Source organism: Rhodococcus opacus, assembly GCF_012396235.1.
In the GTDB taxonomy this organism is placed as follows: domain Bacteria; phylum Actinomycetota; class Actinomycetes; order Mycobacteriales; family Mycobacteriaceae; genus Rhodococcus_F; species Rhodococcus_F opacus.
In genome coordinates this window covers 17096-32422 of the sequence record NZ_JAAXPA010000041.1, presented here as the reverse complement: position 1 = coordinate 32422, position 15327 = coordinate 17096, and the positions used below count along the sequence as shown (strand labels likewise).

General features: G+C 63.0%; 10 protein-coding genes and 1 pseudogene. 1 reads left to right on the top strand and 10 read right to left on the bottom strand.

From position 1 onward, the window contains the following. Positions 1-117: 117 nt before the first annotated feature. The 4 genes and pseudogenes from HGB39_RS34940 to HGB39_RS34925 form a co-directional block, all read right to left on the bottom strand. Entirely contained in the window at positions 118-1017 is a 900-nt protein-coding gene (locus HGB39_RS34940; protein ID WP_248949537.1) for an alpha/beta hydrolase, read from the bottom strand. A 51-nt stretch (positions 1018-1068) separates the two neighbouring features. Next, positions 1069-2684 (bottom strand): annotated as a pseudogene (locus tag HGB39_RS34935) (flavin-containing monooxygenase). 103 nt (positions 2685-2787) lie between these two features. Continuing rightward, positions 2788-4260 (bottom strand): aldehyde dehydrogenase family protein, encoded by a 1473-nt coding sequence (locus HGB39_RS34930; RefSeq protein WP_043787208.1) that lies wholly within the window; start codon positions 4258-4260, stop codon positions 2788-2790. Positions 4261-5709: 1449 nt separating this feature from the next. After that, a complete protein-coding gene (locus tag HGB39_RS34925) occupies positions 5710-5994 on the bottom strand; it encodes a YciI family protein (RefSeq protein ID WP_043787215.1) in 285 nt (94 codons plus the stop codon). A gap of 859 nt (positions 5995-6853) precedes the next feature. Between HGB39_RS34925 and HGB39_RS34920 the strand changes: the two genes are divergently transcribed. Beyond that, positions 6854-7810 (top strand): nucleoside hydrolase, encoded by a 957-nt coding sequence (locus tag HGB39_RS34920; protein WP_231137731.1) that lies wholly within the window; start codon positions 6854-6856, stop codon positions 7808-7810. Positions 7811-7877: 67 nt separating this feature from the next. On the opposite strand, the gene HGB39_RS34915 is transcribed toward HGB39_RS34920, so the two are convergent. The 6 genes from HGB39_RS34915 to HGB39_RS34890 form a co-directional block, all read right to left on the bottom strand. Further along, on the bottom strand, positions 7878-9254 hold the full coding sequence (locus HGB39_RS34915) for a coenzyme F420-0:L-glutamate ligase (protein WP_247607590.1): 1377 nt from the start codon (positions 9252-9254) through the stop codon (positions 7878-7880). 131 nt (positions 9255-9385) lie between these two features. Continuing rightward, positions 9386-10159: a 2-phospho-L-lactate guanylyltransferase gene (gene cofC, locus HGB39_RS34910; RefSeq protein ID WP_005561334.1), complete on the bottom strand. Its 774-nt coding sequence runs from the start codon at positions 10157-10159 to the stop codon at positions 9386-9388. Between the two features lie 42 nt (positions 10160-10201). Further along, entirely contained in the window at positions 10202-11008 is an 807-nt protein-coding gene (gene pgl, locus HGB39_RS34905) for a 6-phosphogluconolactonase (protein ID WP_005561333.1), read from the bottom strand. Continuing rightward, entirely contained in the window at positions 11005-13464 is a 2460-nt protein-coding gene (cofH, locus tag HGB39_RS34900) for a 5-amino-6-(D-ribitylamino)uracil--L-tyrosine 4-hydroxyphenyl transferase CofH (protein WP_064079803.1), read from the bottom strand. Before cofH ends, pgl begins: the two co-directional genes overlap by 4 nt. A 75-nt stretch (positions 13465-13539) precedes the next feature. Then, positions 13540-14517, bottom strand: a complete 978-nt coding sequence (locus HGB39_RS34895; protein ID WP_005561331.1) for a ribose-phosphate diphosphokinase — start codon at positions 14515-14517, stop codon at positions 13540-13542. 152 nt (positions 14518-14669) lie between these two features. Beyond that, entirely contained in the window at positions 14670-15290 is a 621-nt protein-coding gene (locus HGB39_RS34890; protein WP_052023900.1) for an HAD family hydrolase, read from the bottom strand. Positions 15291-15327: the final 37 nt, after the last annotated feature.

Below are 15327 nucleotides of genomic sequence, written 5' to 3'. Positions count from 1 at the left end.
GCACGCGAACGAACTCGTCGGCGGCGGTCCAGACCCGTGTAGACCGCCGCCGACGAACACCTTCACCTCTTGCCGCCGAGAACCTTCGCGTTCATACGCACACGGCGCGGGCGGACTTCAGGCGAGGCCCAACTCGAGTCGCAGCCACTGGGCAATCCGGCTCAACGCTTGATCCGCCTCGGGTGCCCGCCCCGCGTTGAAGTGAAATACATGCTGTTGCTCATCGACCACGTCGAGCACGACCTCGCCACTCACCTTCTCGATCAATTCGGCCAACCGACGTGAGTCGTCCAGCAGCGTCTCATAGCCTCCGACCGATACGTACACCGGAGGGAAATCGGTGAAGTCGTTGAGCAGTGGGTTCGCCCGCGGGTCCGTTGCATCTGCGGGTTCTGAGAGAAACATCTCCCGCATCATTTCCAGAACCGCCCTCTTGGCCAATACGTCGACCGCGTCGTTCGATTCGACCGTCAACCCCTTGATCTCCATATCCAGCCACGGCGAAAGCGTGACGACGGCAGCAGGAGTGGGAAGTTCCGAGCTCGCGAGTTCGAACGCTGTCGAGATCGCGAGGTTGGCACCCGCCGAGTCGCCGACAGTCGCCGTGTACTCCGCCTTGTAACCTTGCGTGCGGAGCCACTTGTGGACGGCCATGCAGTCTTCGAGTTGGGCCGGGTGCTTGTGCTCCGGCGCGAGCCGATAGTCCACGATCAGGGCGTGAACACCCGCCAGTTTGGCGAGGTGTGCCGCGAGCTTGCGGTGTGAGAACCGTGAACCTGTCACGAACCCGCCACCGTGGGTAAAGACGATCACGCGGTCCTCGGCGGCCCCCAAAGGCTTCGCCCACGTTGCCGGCACACCGTTGGCTGTCACTTCCTCATAGGTGACGTCGATGGGTTCGATGGTCGGAAGATGCCACTCTTCGAACATATCTCGCTGACTGGCGAGGTCCATTCCTTCGGACCGGGTAAGCCACGAAGCGTACAGGTCGTTGAGGAACAGGGATTCTTTGCTCACGGACACGTGTTGCTCACTTTCATCACTACTCGAGGGAGGCAAATTGACTGTTCAGGAAAGCGTGAAGCCCTTGTATCCCGCACACACGATCTCGTCCCACTTGGCCAGGTAGAGGGGAAGACCACCGGGGTAGTTCAGCAACTGCCGCGGCTTACCCGGGACGTTGGCACCCATGTACCAGGAGTCGGCTTTGTCGTAGAGCGCCTCGGTCGTCAGCTCGGCGACGTGATCGGACCAGGCAGCATCCGCGTCCGCCTCGGACTCGATACGGTTCAATCCGTTGTCCCGCATGTAGTCGATGGTGTCGACGATGAGGTCACCTTGGATCTCGGCGCAGCTTGGCCCGTTGCAGAAGCCCGACGGGCTCAGTGGTCCGTAGAGGAACAGCAGGTTGGGGAATCCTGCCGTTGCGACCCCGAGGTTTGCCCGCACACCGTTCGACCACTTGTCCCTGAGCAACGTACCGTCGGTGCCGCGAATGTCGATGGCGGTCAGGCCACCGGTGACGGCATCGAAGCCCGTTGCATAGACGATGATGTCGAACTCGTGCTCTTCCGATGTGGTCTTCAGTCCGGTGGGCGTGATCGTCTCGATCGGGTCCTCGTGCAGATCGACGAGACGCACGTTGTCCTGGTTGAAGATGTCGTAGTACGTCTGCTCCAGCGAGGGGCGCTTCACGCCGAAGGGGTACGCCTTCGTCATCGGCGCCAGCTTCTCGGCGATGACCGGGTCCTTGATCCGGGCACGCGTCCGGTCACGCCAGAACTCGTAGGCCGTGTCGTTTGCGTCATCGTCGACGAAGACGTCTTGGTACGTTCCGAGCCAGAACTCGAAACCGTACTCCCACAGTCGCTCATAAGTGGTGGTTCGCTCCTCGTCGCTCACCTCGAGGGCTGATTTGGGTATGAAGTCGAAGTCGAAGCCGGAGAATGACGCCGCACGACGACTGAATCTGTCCGCCAGATCGGACTTGATCTTCGCGTTTTCCTCGTCGGTGAGCTGGCGCTGTCGCATCGGGAGCGCCTGAACGGGGGTGCGCTGGAAGATGGTCAGCTGTGCGGCTTCCTTCGACGCCTCCTGAGCGACCTGCACACCGCTGGCGCCGGTACCGATGAGGCGATTCGCTTTCCTGCGAAATCGATTCCGCCTTCAGGCCACAAACCGGTGTGGTGGTTGATCCCTGCGAAGCTGTCCATTCCCGGGAGCTTCGGGAAGATCGGCTTTGCCGCGAATCCGGTGCACAGAACGAAGTACTTGCAGACGAAAGTGCTTCCGTTCTCCGCGGTCACGGTCCAGGTGTTCGCCGAATCGTCGAACTCGGCGGAAGCGACCCGAGTGTTGTAGTAGATGTCCTTGCTCAGATCGAGCTTCGCGTCGACGTACTTGAAGTAGCGGCGCAGTTCGTCACCTCCGGGGTAGAGCTCGGAGAACGCGAATTCATCCCATAGGTCGGGGCGCGTGAACTGGTAGATGGGACCTTCGCTGTCCACTCGGGCACCCGGGTAGCGGTTCCAGTGCCAGATTCCGCCCAGACCCTCACCCGCCTCGACTACTTTCACCGAATAGCCTCGACTCCGCAGATTTTCGAGCTGGTACAGCCCGGCGAATCCGGCTCCCACAACGAGAACGTCGAGTACTTCGGTCACGGCTGGTGCGGCAGCGCTCATGTTGGTCTCCTCTTGACGCCGAGGGCTACTTGGGGGTTTGTCGATTGCGCTCTGTGTCGCAGACTGTGAGTCGCTGAATGCGGAAGCTCGTCCGGTGCAGCTTCTAGGTCCAGCGGACATACGCAGTCTTGGTGGTTGTGAAGAAAGTACGTGCGGCCTTGCCCTGTTCTCTGCTCATGCTGCTCGAGCCTTTGAGGCCACCGAACGGCACATGCGGCTCGACACTGCTCGTCTCGCGATTGACGTGCACCAACCCCGATTGTGTGCGCCGGATGAAGGTCATCGCCGTCGCGATGTCTCTGGTGAACACTCCGGAGGACAGGCCGTAGTCCGTGTCGTTTGCGGCCTTCAGCGCACCGTCGAATCCATCGACCTCCTGCACGGTCACGACTGGCCCGAAGATCTCGTCCCTGACGAGCCTGCTCGCCTCCGACACTCCGGCCAGGACTGTTGGTGCGATATAGCAAGTGTCGGAATCGAACTCCCTCCCCGTAAGGAACTCGGCGTTTTCGTCGCGGGCGAGTCGCAGGTATCCGGCCACCGTGTCACGTTGCTCCACCGAGGCAAGGGGCCCGATGTCGGTGGCTTCGTCGTACGGATCACCGACGACGAGCGCGTCAGCGTGCTTCACCAGCAGTTCTCGTAGTCTGGGAGCGACGGTGCGGTCGACGTAGACCCGGCTCGTCGCTGTGCAGCGTTGTCCGGTGTGGAGCATCGCGCTCTTCACGATCTGTAGCGCTGCATCCTCGACATCGGCGTCGGCGAGAACAATGGACGGGTTCTTGCCGCCCAGCTCGAGCTGGACCTTGACGTTGCGATCGGCGACGGCCTGACGTAGTCGCGACCCGACTGCACCCGAACCGGTGAATGTCAAGGCTGCGAGTCGCGCGTTCCCGGTGAGTGCCGCCGAAAGCGTTCTACCGCTGCCTGTCACCAGATTGAGGACACCCGCGGGCAACCCGGCTTCTGCGAGGATCCGCGTCAGGAACACTGCGGATCCGCAGGCCGGTTCGGCGGGCTTCCACACAACTGCGTTCCCGAAACCTATTGCCGCCGCGATTTTCCATGCCGGAAGCGCGAAGGGGAAGTTCCACGGTGTGATTGCACAAACGACGCCGAGCGGCTCCTCCACCGTCATCAGCATCGTGTGTGAATCAGCACTGGGGTATGTCTCTCCACTGGGCTGCAGGATCTCACCGGCGTAGTAGCGGAGAATGGCGACACTTCGCAGGACCTCGGCGCGTGCGTCGCGGATCGCCTTCCCCATGTCCGCGGTGATCGTCAGCGCAGCTTCGTGAACGCGGCTTTCCAAAAGGTCAGCGGCAGAACGAAGAAAGTCCGACCGCTGAATCGCTGTCGTCTCGGACCACGCTGGTTGAGCACCGGCGGCGGCCGCATACGCACTCTCGACATTGCCGGGAGTCGCCGAAGCGTAGATTCCCGTCACGCGGCGGAGATCGGAGGGATCTACCCGCTCGAAAGTGTCGGTGGCAGCACTCCATCGACCTGCGATATACAACGTTCTCCCGTCGGCGATCGACGACGACAATACTGGGTGGTCCACGTTTATGGACATCTTTGTTCCCCGATCTGTGTAGGCGCAGAATTGGTTTGGAAGTTCACCACCCGGCGCGGAGTTGACTTGCCTGATCAGTCGTCCGCGCTGTGCGGCAGGCGTGCCAGTACGAAAACCTTTCTCGGCAGTTCTGTAGTCGAGAGGAATTGGGAAATTCGCTCTCTGGTCCTCAAAAGTCTTGCACTCAGCGCGTTTTGAAGACTTACAGGCATCAGACTCGCTGCTGCCTGACGCTTTTGGCCGGCACCCCGGACTGACATCGCCCACCCAGCGACTCGACCTTCACGACATCCGCTCCCTGTTCGCAAATCTACTGCGGCGTAGGGAATCGAATCGCTGCGATGGCGATGGCCAGCGGGCCGTCCGACGGTCCGGCCACCTTGCAACCCACTTCAGAAACGACTACCCAAAGTGACCTGGAACACCTCGCAGGGCAAGCATGACACCCAAACCCTAAAAACGCAATAGGGGAATAGTTTACTTATATAAGAAGGTTCGGGCTTGTGTCGAGCGGGAAAATGCACGACAAAACCTAGCGGGATCGAGGTGATGGGCGGCGTAGATGGTCGATCCTGACGGCATACCCGCGCTCCCCTTACAACCTTGCGTAACATATTCTTGGGGACGCACTCGCGCCAATCTGCCTTGACCGCAAAGACTTCGAAGTCTGGACTTCACATGCAGGCATGCCCGTCACCGCAGTTCCGACGTCGTTTGTCAAGCGGGAAGGGTGCGGGTTGGCAGCGGTCACCTTCGCTGGAGCTACAGCACAAGTCGGGAGCGTAGGTTGAGAGATCAACCGTCATAGAAGTATGAGGTAACTTTACTGCCGCGGCTTGAAACTCACTGTTCGCAGTTGAACGCAATCGTGCTTGTGTGGACCACATATCGCAGATTCAGGCCCTGGATCGGACCACACCGACGCTGTCGATGCGGATCGGCTCGGGCGGGAAGCACACTCACGACTACGCCCGACACCGCACCTTCACCCTGTTCTCCGCCCCGGACATCACCACCGGCACGGTCACCGAGCTGCGCAGCCCGCGACATCACCGTCAGGTTTCCTCGTCTTCCTCAAACACATCGCCGGCGCCCGGCCGGAGCGAAAGCTGCATCTGGTGACGGACAACTACGCCACCCACGAGAAGTCCGAAGTCCGGGCGTGGCCGGCCGAAAGTCTTCGTATTCATGGCATCTCACCCCCGCCCCGGCATCATGGATGAGGCTTGTGGAGGTGTTGGTTCGGAATAAGAACGGCAGGCCATCCACCGCGGACTTTGCGGCTCCGTCACGGAGCTGAACACCGAGATCCGCGCCTTCATCAACGGATGGAGCACCCGCTGTGCGCCGTTCGTCTAGACCAACACCGCCAACCAAGTACTTACCGAAGGAAAACCGTGAAGATACCTCGACAACGAGCCACCAGGGACTGAGCGGGCCGCATTGTCATTAGATGCCGACGAGAGGGCCTATGACTGGATTCCATTGGTAAATGCGCTGCTCTACGACCACACCCTGCTTGACGTAAGGATCCTCCGCAAGCAAGGAACGCAAAGCGTCTTCGCCGGCCGCTTGGAATACCAGTAGGGCTCCGGCGCCGTCGGCCCAGGCGCCGGCCTCCTGCAGCATGCCTCGGGCAGCGGCATCCTTGACGAAAATCAGGTGTTCGGCATGCGCAGCCTCTTTGACAGAGGCATCGGTGGTATACGACCAGATCACAGCAAACAAGGCCATGGTCACTCCTCGAGCGGGGGAAAGAAACGGTTCCGAACATGCACACGGATTGCGCACCTGGGAAGGTTAGAAGTACGGATGAGGTGACTCGTGTCCCATTTCGCAACACTGAGTCTTCTTGAAGATGATTTTTAAATCGGAATCGGATCTGACCGGCGTGTCGTAAACCAATGAAGGCGGCCATCGCATGACTCTTCGAGAGACCTGCCGAAGTCGCCCAGCCCACGGAGATAGCTGGCCGGGACGCCGTAAGACCAGTCCCCATCCCCCCGCCCAGCGGCGGACGGGTCAGCGTGAGGCGGGCGCGCAGGTCATCGAGGACTCGCCGGACGGAGGGCTGGCAGTGGGCTCCAAAAGGGAAGGCATGTGGGGTAGTCACGGCGTGGTTCCCTACGAAGTGAGGCAAGGTGCCGTCAGCCCTGTTGGCTGCGACTCGACCACCTTGGCACCGGCCGGCGGTGAGCAGACTGCGTCGCTCGGTAGTAGGGGAATACGGCCCAGCTGTGAGCAAGCCAGTTCCCCGGCAGACCTGGGATCTCGACACAAGACAACTCCCGCAGCCGGACCCCACAAGATTTTGTCAGCACGTCTTGAAAGATCACGAATCCCGTCTGCGCGGCGACCGGACCGATCGCATTCCGGGCTCCAGCAATCTGAGCTTCTCGGATGCTTTGCGGCGCCTCTTGCAGTGGAAACGTTTATGTTACGCGCAGTACGATGCGTAACTTCGAGAGCAACGACATTTGGATCTCGTGCATAGGCGCCGATTCAGATTTTGCGGCAGAGCGCCAAACTATATTGTATCGTTTCTATGCGGGTCGCATTCTGCCGACCCCGAGAAGCCTGAGGAGAACCGACAGTGGCTGCGCCTGTGCGATTGATCATCGATACAGATCCAGGAATCGACGATGCGCTGGCGCTGGCGCTGGCGGTGACGAGCCCAGAGGTCGATCTGCTTGCCGTCACCACGGTCGCGGGAAACGCTCCGGTCGAGGAAGCGACCGACAACGCGCTGCGGCTGCTGCGCGCACTCGGGAGGGAAGACGTTCCGGTCGCGGCAGGCGCAACGCGCGCGCTCGTTCGCATCGGGATGCACAACCAGCCGTCACCGCACGGCGAGAACGGGCTGGGCGGCGTCGAACTTCCTGCGCCGACCCGATCGTTGTCCGAGGAACACGCCGTCGGACTCCTCGCGTCGGTGCTCCGTGAGGCCGCACCGCGGTCCGTGACGATCGCGGCGATCGGTCCGTTGACCAACATCGCCCTGCTCGTCGCCATGCACCCCGAGTTGATCGACCGGATCGACAAGCTGGTGATCATGGGAGGGAGCACCGGCCGGGGCAACATCACGCCGGTTGCGGAATTCAACATCTGGTCCGACCCCGAGGCAGCGCAACGTGTCTTCGCATGTTCGCACCTCGAAACCTGGCTGCTGGGACTCGATGTCACGCGACGTTCGACCCTGGACGAGACAGCGCTCGCAATACTCGAGGCGCGGTCACATACCGGGTCACTCCTCGCAACGATGATCCGAGGCTACGGCGACATTCAGGCGGACGGCTGGCCCATGCACGACGCCTTGGTGATCGCAACGATCGTCGACCCTGCGATCGTTCGATTGCAGACCGCGACAGTCGAAGTCGAGACCGGTGTCGGTGTCGGTCGCGGACAGACGGTGTGCACGCTGTCGGGCTCTCTCACCACGGCCGTAGGGAGTGCCACGCCGGGTACACGTCTGGCGGTCGATCTGGATGTCGACCGATTCCGTGCCCTCGTGCTCACCCGCGTCGCCGGTCTCGCTGTGGCACCGGCCTGAAGAGGCCGAGCGACGGCGCGTTACGGACACTGCAAAGGGCTGCCGGTGGGCAGACGCTCGTGCGAGCTCACAATTCTACGAGCGCCCCCGCCACATCTGCGGGCGGACGGACATGCCGAGGTCGGGTGGGGTAGCCGATCGCCACGGCGCCGAGCGGCTTCCAGTTCGACGGCAGACCCAATTCCGTGCGAACGATCTCCGGCGCAAAGATGGTGGATCCGATCCAACAACTGCCCACTTCCCTTGCGGCGAGGGAAACCAGGAGTCCTTGCACCGCCGCGCCGACGGCCACGGTGAACATCGTCGACTCAGCGCACCGACGGTGGGCGTCCGGGTAGTCGTGGGCACCGTCCGGTACACAGAACGGGACGATGACTTCCGGGGCGTCGAACAAAATGCTGCCACGGGCGATTCGCCGCTCCACCCGCTCCGGGGACAAGCCGTCGGCGGTCAGATCGATCCGCCACTGCTCGCGCATCGCGGCGAGGAGTCTCGCGCGTACCTCGTGCGACCGCAGCCATACAAATCGCACGGGATGTGTGTGGTGCGGGGCTGGTGCCGTCAGGGATTCGGCGACCGCCTGCGTGATCAGCTCTGGGTGAACCGGCCTGCCGCTGAAAGCGCGAACCGAATGCCGCAGCAACTGAGCCTCACCGCGGCCCTGTGCCAGCGCCTCAGCGGTGCCGAGCCAGAACAAGTCCTCGTGGCCGGAACGCAGCAGATCGGTTGCACCTGACCCGTCGTCGGATGATTTCAGTCCCCGAATAACAGCGACGGGGATTCCCGCCACCTTGCCTTTCACCAGATCGGCGGCGGCCGCGAGTTCGTCGGCCACTGCCACCTCGGTTACCTCCAGCACGTTGCCCTGCGCGTCCCTGGTACCGGCGTAGCCGTGGAGAACCGCGATGCCCGCGCTGCCGATCGCCGCGTCGGTTTGCCCCCGGCGCCACGCGCGGCCCATCGTGTCCGTGATGATCACCGCCACGCTGACACCGAGCAGATGCTGCAACCCTGACCGAATCGACTGCGCGCTCTTATCGGGGTTCTTCGGTAAAAGTGCCAATTCGTGCGAGAAGACGTTGGAGCCATCGATTCCCGAAGCGGCCTGCACGATCCCCAGACGGTTCTCGGTGATGACGGTGGACCCCTTGCGGGCAACGACACGAACGGCTTCCTGCTCGACCAGAAGCGCCCGGAACGCCTCACGATCCTCAGTTCCTGTCGGCGCATCGACGATTCGTCCCTCTGCCTTGGACACGATCTTGCTCGTAATCACGACGATGTCGTCGTCAACCAACCAAGGCGCCTGGTGAGCGATCTGTTCGGCAACGTCGTCTCCCGGCCGGAACTCCGGCAGACCTGTCACTGGAAACACCTGGAGTCCACTGACGGAGCCGTGGTCGGGGGCGTCCAAGGCGCCCGAAGTCTGAGGGGCCGACTTCATCGGTTCTGCAATCGCGGAGTTCGGATATTCCCATCCTCTTCTACAAGTCACAACTTCGCCTGTCGCAATAGTTTTACCCGCTGGCTCTCCGCGAGCTCAGGAGTCACGCTCGACGACAACAGTGCGGTCAATTACGTGAAGTACGGTCGCGGAGGCACGCCGAAGGTACTGAATATGTCATCTGAGGTTCCGCCACCGAAGGGCTGCCAGCGGCGGGCAAAGTCGATCATTGCAGCCTCGTGTTTGTCCCAGAACGCGAACTCGGACGCCGACCCCAGAGCAGCCATGCGGGCGCCGAATCCCAACCCCCCGACCGTGCGCAGGTCGGAGGCGGTGTCCACGTCTGACCTCAGCGAAGGCCATTCACCCTCGAGAACTATGGCACCCGACGCCTGGTGGGCGAGCGCCGAACCGATTCCGAAGGCTGGGAACAGTCCTTCACCCGCCGCCGAGAGCAGCAACGTTGTGCCCTTTCCATCCCGGTCGGCGCACAACGCACGCCTGCCGTCGGCAGCCGAGATGAATGCGGACAATTCGCGATGCCGAAGCGCCGGAAGATCCGCGGGCAACGCCCCTACCACTCGGCCCGGGCGTTCCCGCTCCAACAGGGCCGCGCCGTGGTTCAATGCCGCGTTCAGTCCGCCGGCTGGTTCGTTTCCCAGTACGCGTGCACCGAGCCGTTCGACGCTGCGAGCCACGACCGGGTCCGGCGTGACGACGAGCACAGAGTCGACCGCTTGTGCCCGCAGCGCAGCGCAAACCGTGTCGAGCACGATCGCCAGGACCAGCCTCTTGTGCGCGTTCATCTTTCCGGTACCGCCGTCAGCCGCGCCGCGGAGTCGTGTTTTCGCCTCGTTGAGTGACTTGACCGGAATTATCAGGTCGATGCGATGCGGATTCGTCATTACAAGACTCGGATTCTCGAGTGGGTCTTTTCACATCGTCAGTTATCGCGCCGAGGCGCGGAGGTCTGCGCAGTTGGACAGCAGGCTCGCTGCGGCCGCGTCCAGGAACACCCGGGTCGCGTGCGAACCCAGCGCCCCCGCTGCTGGTAACAGTTGGGGCGTCACCCCCTCCTCCATCAGCGTCGCGACTGCAGACGCCTTGGCGTCGCCGGTCGTCATCAGCCACACTTCGCGGGAGCGCGTAATCGCCCACAGGGTCAGCGAAATCCGGGTGCTCGGCGGCTTCGGGCAGTTGTACACCGCCACCACTTCACGCTGCTTCTCCAGCACTGCCGGTGAGTCCGGGAAGATCGAGGCGACGTGACCTTCCTCGCCCATCCCGAGGAGGCAGATGTCGAACAGAGGCGTCCTGTCCAGGCGACCGTACGCGCAGAGTAGCGCCTGGTAGGCGTTTGCCACTGCGGTGGCGTCGTTGCCGAAGCCGCCGTCGCAGGGCGCCATGACGTGCACACGGCTCGGGTCCACGGGCAGGTGGTCCAGTAGGGCCTCGCGCGCCTGCTTCTCGTTACGGTCGGGGTGGTGTCGGGCCACGAAGCGCTCGTCGCCCCAGAAGAAGTTCACTCGATGCCAGTTGACGATGTCGCGATTCGGGGCGGTGCGTAGTCTCTCGAGCACCGCTGTCCCGGTTCGTCCTCCGGTGAGCACCAGCGACGCGTACGCGCGCTCTTTCTGCGCCTGGGCAAGGTTCGAAAGCAACCTCGACGCGACGTCACCGGCGAGCTGTTCGCTGTCGTCGTAGATATAGGGGATCGGCTTCGAGGGAGCGGAAGTGGTTCTTGTTGGTGTCATCTGAGGATCACCTCTGGTGAGTGTGTCGGCGCACCGTGCAGATCGAGCTGGTGGGTGGGAGGCGTCAGGTAGTTGGTCGTGCGCCGTCGCAGTCGGCGGCCGATTCCCTGCACCACCGCGTCCAGGTCTCTCTCGTCGAGTTGCTGGCCGTGGGCGGCGCCGGCGGCGCGGCTGATGTTCTCGTCCATCAACGTCCCGCCGACGTCGTTCACTCCGGCTTGGAGCAGTTGACGAACGCCGTCGAGTCCGAGCTTGACCCACGACGCCTGCACGTTGTCGATCAGCCCGTCGTAGACGATTCGCGCAATCGCGTGGACCAGCACTACTTCTCGCCAGGTCGGACCGCGGCGCGCACCTCGCTTGAGGTAGATTGGAGCCGCCATGTGTACGAACGGAAGACCGACGAACTCGGTGAATCCTCCGGTCTCACGCTGGAGTTCTCGGGTGCGAAGGAAGTGGCGCGCCCAGTGCACGGGCTCCTCGACGGATCCGAACATCATCGTCACGTTCGACGTCAGGCCCATCGAGTGGGCGACGCGGTGACATTCGAGCCACTCCTCGGTGTCGATCTTGTCCGGGCAGAGGATTGCCCGGACGTCGTCGTCGAGGATTTCCGCGGCGGTGCCCGGTAGCGACTTCAGTCCTGCCTCGACCAATCGCTGTAGGTACTTCTCGAGCGGCTCCCCGAGCCGCTTGGCCCCTTCGGTGACCTCGAGGGCCGTGAAGCCGTGCACGTGGATGTCGGGCGCTGCTTCCTTCGCCGCGCGGCAGACGTCGATGTAGTAGTCGCCGTCGAAGGACGGATGGATGCCGCCCTGCAGGCAGACCTCGGTGCACCCGAGATCCCACGCCTCCCGGACACGGCCGGCGACTTCCTGAAGGGTCAGCAGGTACGGCTTGCCGCGCAGGTTCAGCGACAACGGTCCCTTGGAGAACCCACAGAAGGTGCACTTGAAGGTGCAGACATTGGTGTAGTTGATGTTTCGGTTCCGCACGAATGTCACGTCGTCACCGACCGCCCTGGAGCGGAGGTGATCGGCGAACTCGGCGACCTCGGCGACCTCTCCCCCGCGAGCTCCGAACAGGGTGACGATCTCGTCCACTCCCGGTTCCTGCCCCGAGGCGATACCGTCGAGGACGCCACGGACGGGGCCGCCGAACCCTCGCCTGCGGCTCGGCACCAGATCGGTGGGCGCGAACTCCGAGCCGGAGCTCCACACTGTCGAGCGTCGACCGATCTGGACGACTTCCGCCCCGGTGCCGACGTTCTTCGCGTCGGCGTGGCTCTCGGGGAACATCGCGCCCGGGTCGTCGCGGCCGAGCGACTCGGCGTCCGACCTGTCCATGATCGCAAAGCGCAGACCGGGGTCGATCCATTGTTCGGGGCGGCGCGCGAACTCGGGGTACACGGTGAGGCGGGGTGCGAGGAATTTGCCGTGGCGTTCGGTCACCTCGCGGAGCCAGTCGAGCGCGGGCCACGGCCGTTCCGGGTTGACGTGGTCGACCGTCACCGGGGACACACCACCGAAGTCGTCGATCCCCGCATCGAGCAGCGGACCGACGTCTTCCGACAGGTTGGGGGGTGCCTGCAGGTGCACATCCGACGGCAGGATCAACCGCGCCATCGCGATCGTGCGGAGGAACTCGTCCTGCGGGCAGGCGGGTTCGTTGCGCATCACGGTGTCCGGTTTGGGCATGAAGTTCTGCACGATCACTTCTTGAATGTGCCCGTAGCGTCTGTGCAGGTCGGCGATGGCTCGCAGCGCCGTGACACGGTCCTGCGGGGACTCTCCGATGCCGACGAGGATCCCGGTCGTGAAGGGAATCGCGAGTTCGCCCGCGGCTTCCAGCGTGGCCAGTCGGCGTTCCGGTGTCTTGTCGGGCGCACCGCGGTGGGCCATCAGCGTCGGGTTCAACGACTCGATCATCATGCCCTGACCGGGGCTGACCGTCCGCAGCAGCGACAGAGCATCCGGTGCGAGGGCTCCGGCGTTGGAGTGCGCCAGCAATCCCGTCTCCGCGGTCACGAGCCGGCACATTGCGGCCAGGTACTCGACGGTGGAGCTGTAGCCGTGATCGGCCAGCCATTGGGCCGCGACGTCGTATCGGTCTTCGGGCTCTTCCCCCAGCGTGAACAGCGCCTCGTGACAGCCCGCCTGCGCCCCCCGCGCCGCGATCGCGAGCACCTGATCGGGCGTGAGGTACGGCGCCTCCGCGCGTGCGGGTGAGCGGGAGAAGGTGCAGTAGCCACACCCGTCGCGGCACAATGAGGTCAACGGGATGAAGACCTTCGGCGAGTACGTCACCCTCGTGCCGAAGAGCGCGTCGCGCAGTGCGGCTGCCCGTTCCATCAGCTCCGGAAGGGGAAGGGTGAGGACGGTCGCGTCATCGACCGACGGTAAGTTCGTGGTGCCGAGCTGGTGGATTGTTGACTTCGTACCGATATCGAGACTCATGGTGGGATGCTCTCTACGCCTCTACCGTGTGATGAGAACCCCCGAGCGCGGCTCGGCGGCTCCCACTTCGATCGATCAGAACAACTGGTACTCACTGCCGAACACTTCGCTGACGGATCCGCCTCGGAAGACCTGGCTGATCGAATCGGCGAGGACGCCGGCGCAGGACAGCACGCGCACGTTGGCCGGTGCCTGGGGCGACAGTGCGATCGTGTCGGTCACGACGATCTCTTCGAACGGCGATGCGGCGAGGTTGTCGTAGGCCTGGCCGCTGAACACCGGGTGGGTCGCTGCGGCGAACACCCTCGACGCTCCTGCCCTCATCACCATCTCCCCCGCAGCACGGAGCGTGCCGGCGGTATCGATCATGTCGTCGACGATGATCGCGGTCTTGCCCCGAACATCTCCGATCACGTGACCTATCTCGGCGACCTGATGTCTCGGGCGTTCCTTGTCGAGAATCGCGAGATCGGCGCCGACGCACTTGGCGAAACTCTTGTTCAGCTTCACCCGGCCGGCGTCGGGTGCCACCACCACGAGGTCCTCCATCTCGAGATCGATGAAATACTGAGCGAGTAACCTCATTGCCGTCATGTGGTCCACCGGGATCTTGAACATGCCCTGGAGCTGTCCGGCATGCAGATCCATCGCCAGGAGTCGGTCTGCTCCCGCCGATTCGAGCATCCGGGCGACCATACGCGCGGAAATCGGCTCTCGAGGGGCGCTCTGCTTGTCCTGCCGCGAGTACCCGTACCACGGCGTGACGGCGATGACGCGGTGTGCACTGGCAGCCACTGCGGCGTCGATCATCACCATCAGCTCCATCAGTGCGTCATTGGTGGTGACCCCGGTATCAGCATTGGTACATGTCGGCTGAACGATGAAGACGTCGGCGTCGCGGATCGACTCCTCGAACCGGCAGTACACCTCCCCGTTCGAGAAAGTCTTCAGCACAACCGGACTCAGCCCCACGTCCAGCTCGGCACCGATCGCTTTCGCGATGTCAGGGTTGGCCCGACCGGAAAACAGTTTCAACCGCTTGCCGTAATTCATCGGCATGCTCGTTGCGGTACCCACGGACGTAGCGCTGTCCACACCACTCCTTGTCGGGATGCTTCTCAAGGCGGCCACCGTTCAAGGACCTCACTGTCGTATTGGTGGAAGGTAGTACTGATGTGCCTGTCTTCGACGTGCGGCGACGCCGGTCAGAGCAGTCCTCGGCCGAGGACGTATGCACCGCGGAGATCGGACCCCTCGTACTCGATCGTCGCAAGCTCACGGACCCGGGGGCTCGCATTGACGGCCACCGTGTTCGGAAGCTTTCCGAACAGCGGGATGTCGGACGTGGAGTCGCCGTAAGCGACGCAGTCCCCTTCGGCGAGCCCATACTCCGCGAGTAGCTTGCTGACGATCGAGACCTTGTCTTCGGCGCTGAGGAGACTCTCCGGGCCGACCTCGCTCCTCAAGGCCACCTGCGCGCCGAACGCCGAATCAGCGCCCAAACCGGTCAGACGTTCCACGAAGAACTGGGGTGACTGAGAGATGACGGTGCTGTATTCGCCACGGTTGCGGATATCGGCGAAGACTTCGACCACGCCGCCGATCCACGGGGAGGCGGCGAACGCGTCATCGATGTCCGCCTCGCTGAGCCCTTCCCACAGCGGAAGGCAGAGTTCCCAGAAACGCACATCGCTGATCTCGCCCTTGAACCAGGATTGCTCGATCAGCTCGCCCGCAGCGAGTTCTCCGACCGCTCTCGAGATCTCGATCGAAGCAGTGGACTGCAGAAGGGTGCCGTCCATGTCGAAGACGTGCAGCTTAGTCATCGTGCTGTGAACCTAACTGTGTGTGGAACGAGTTACA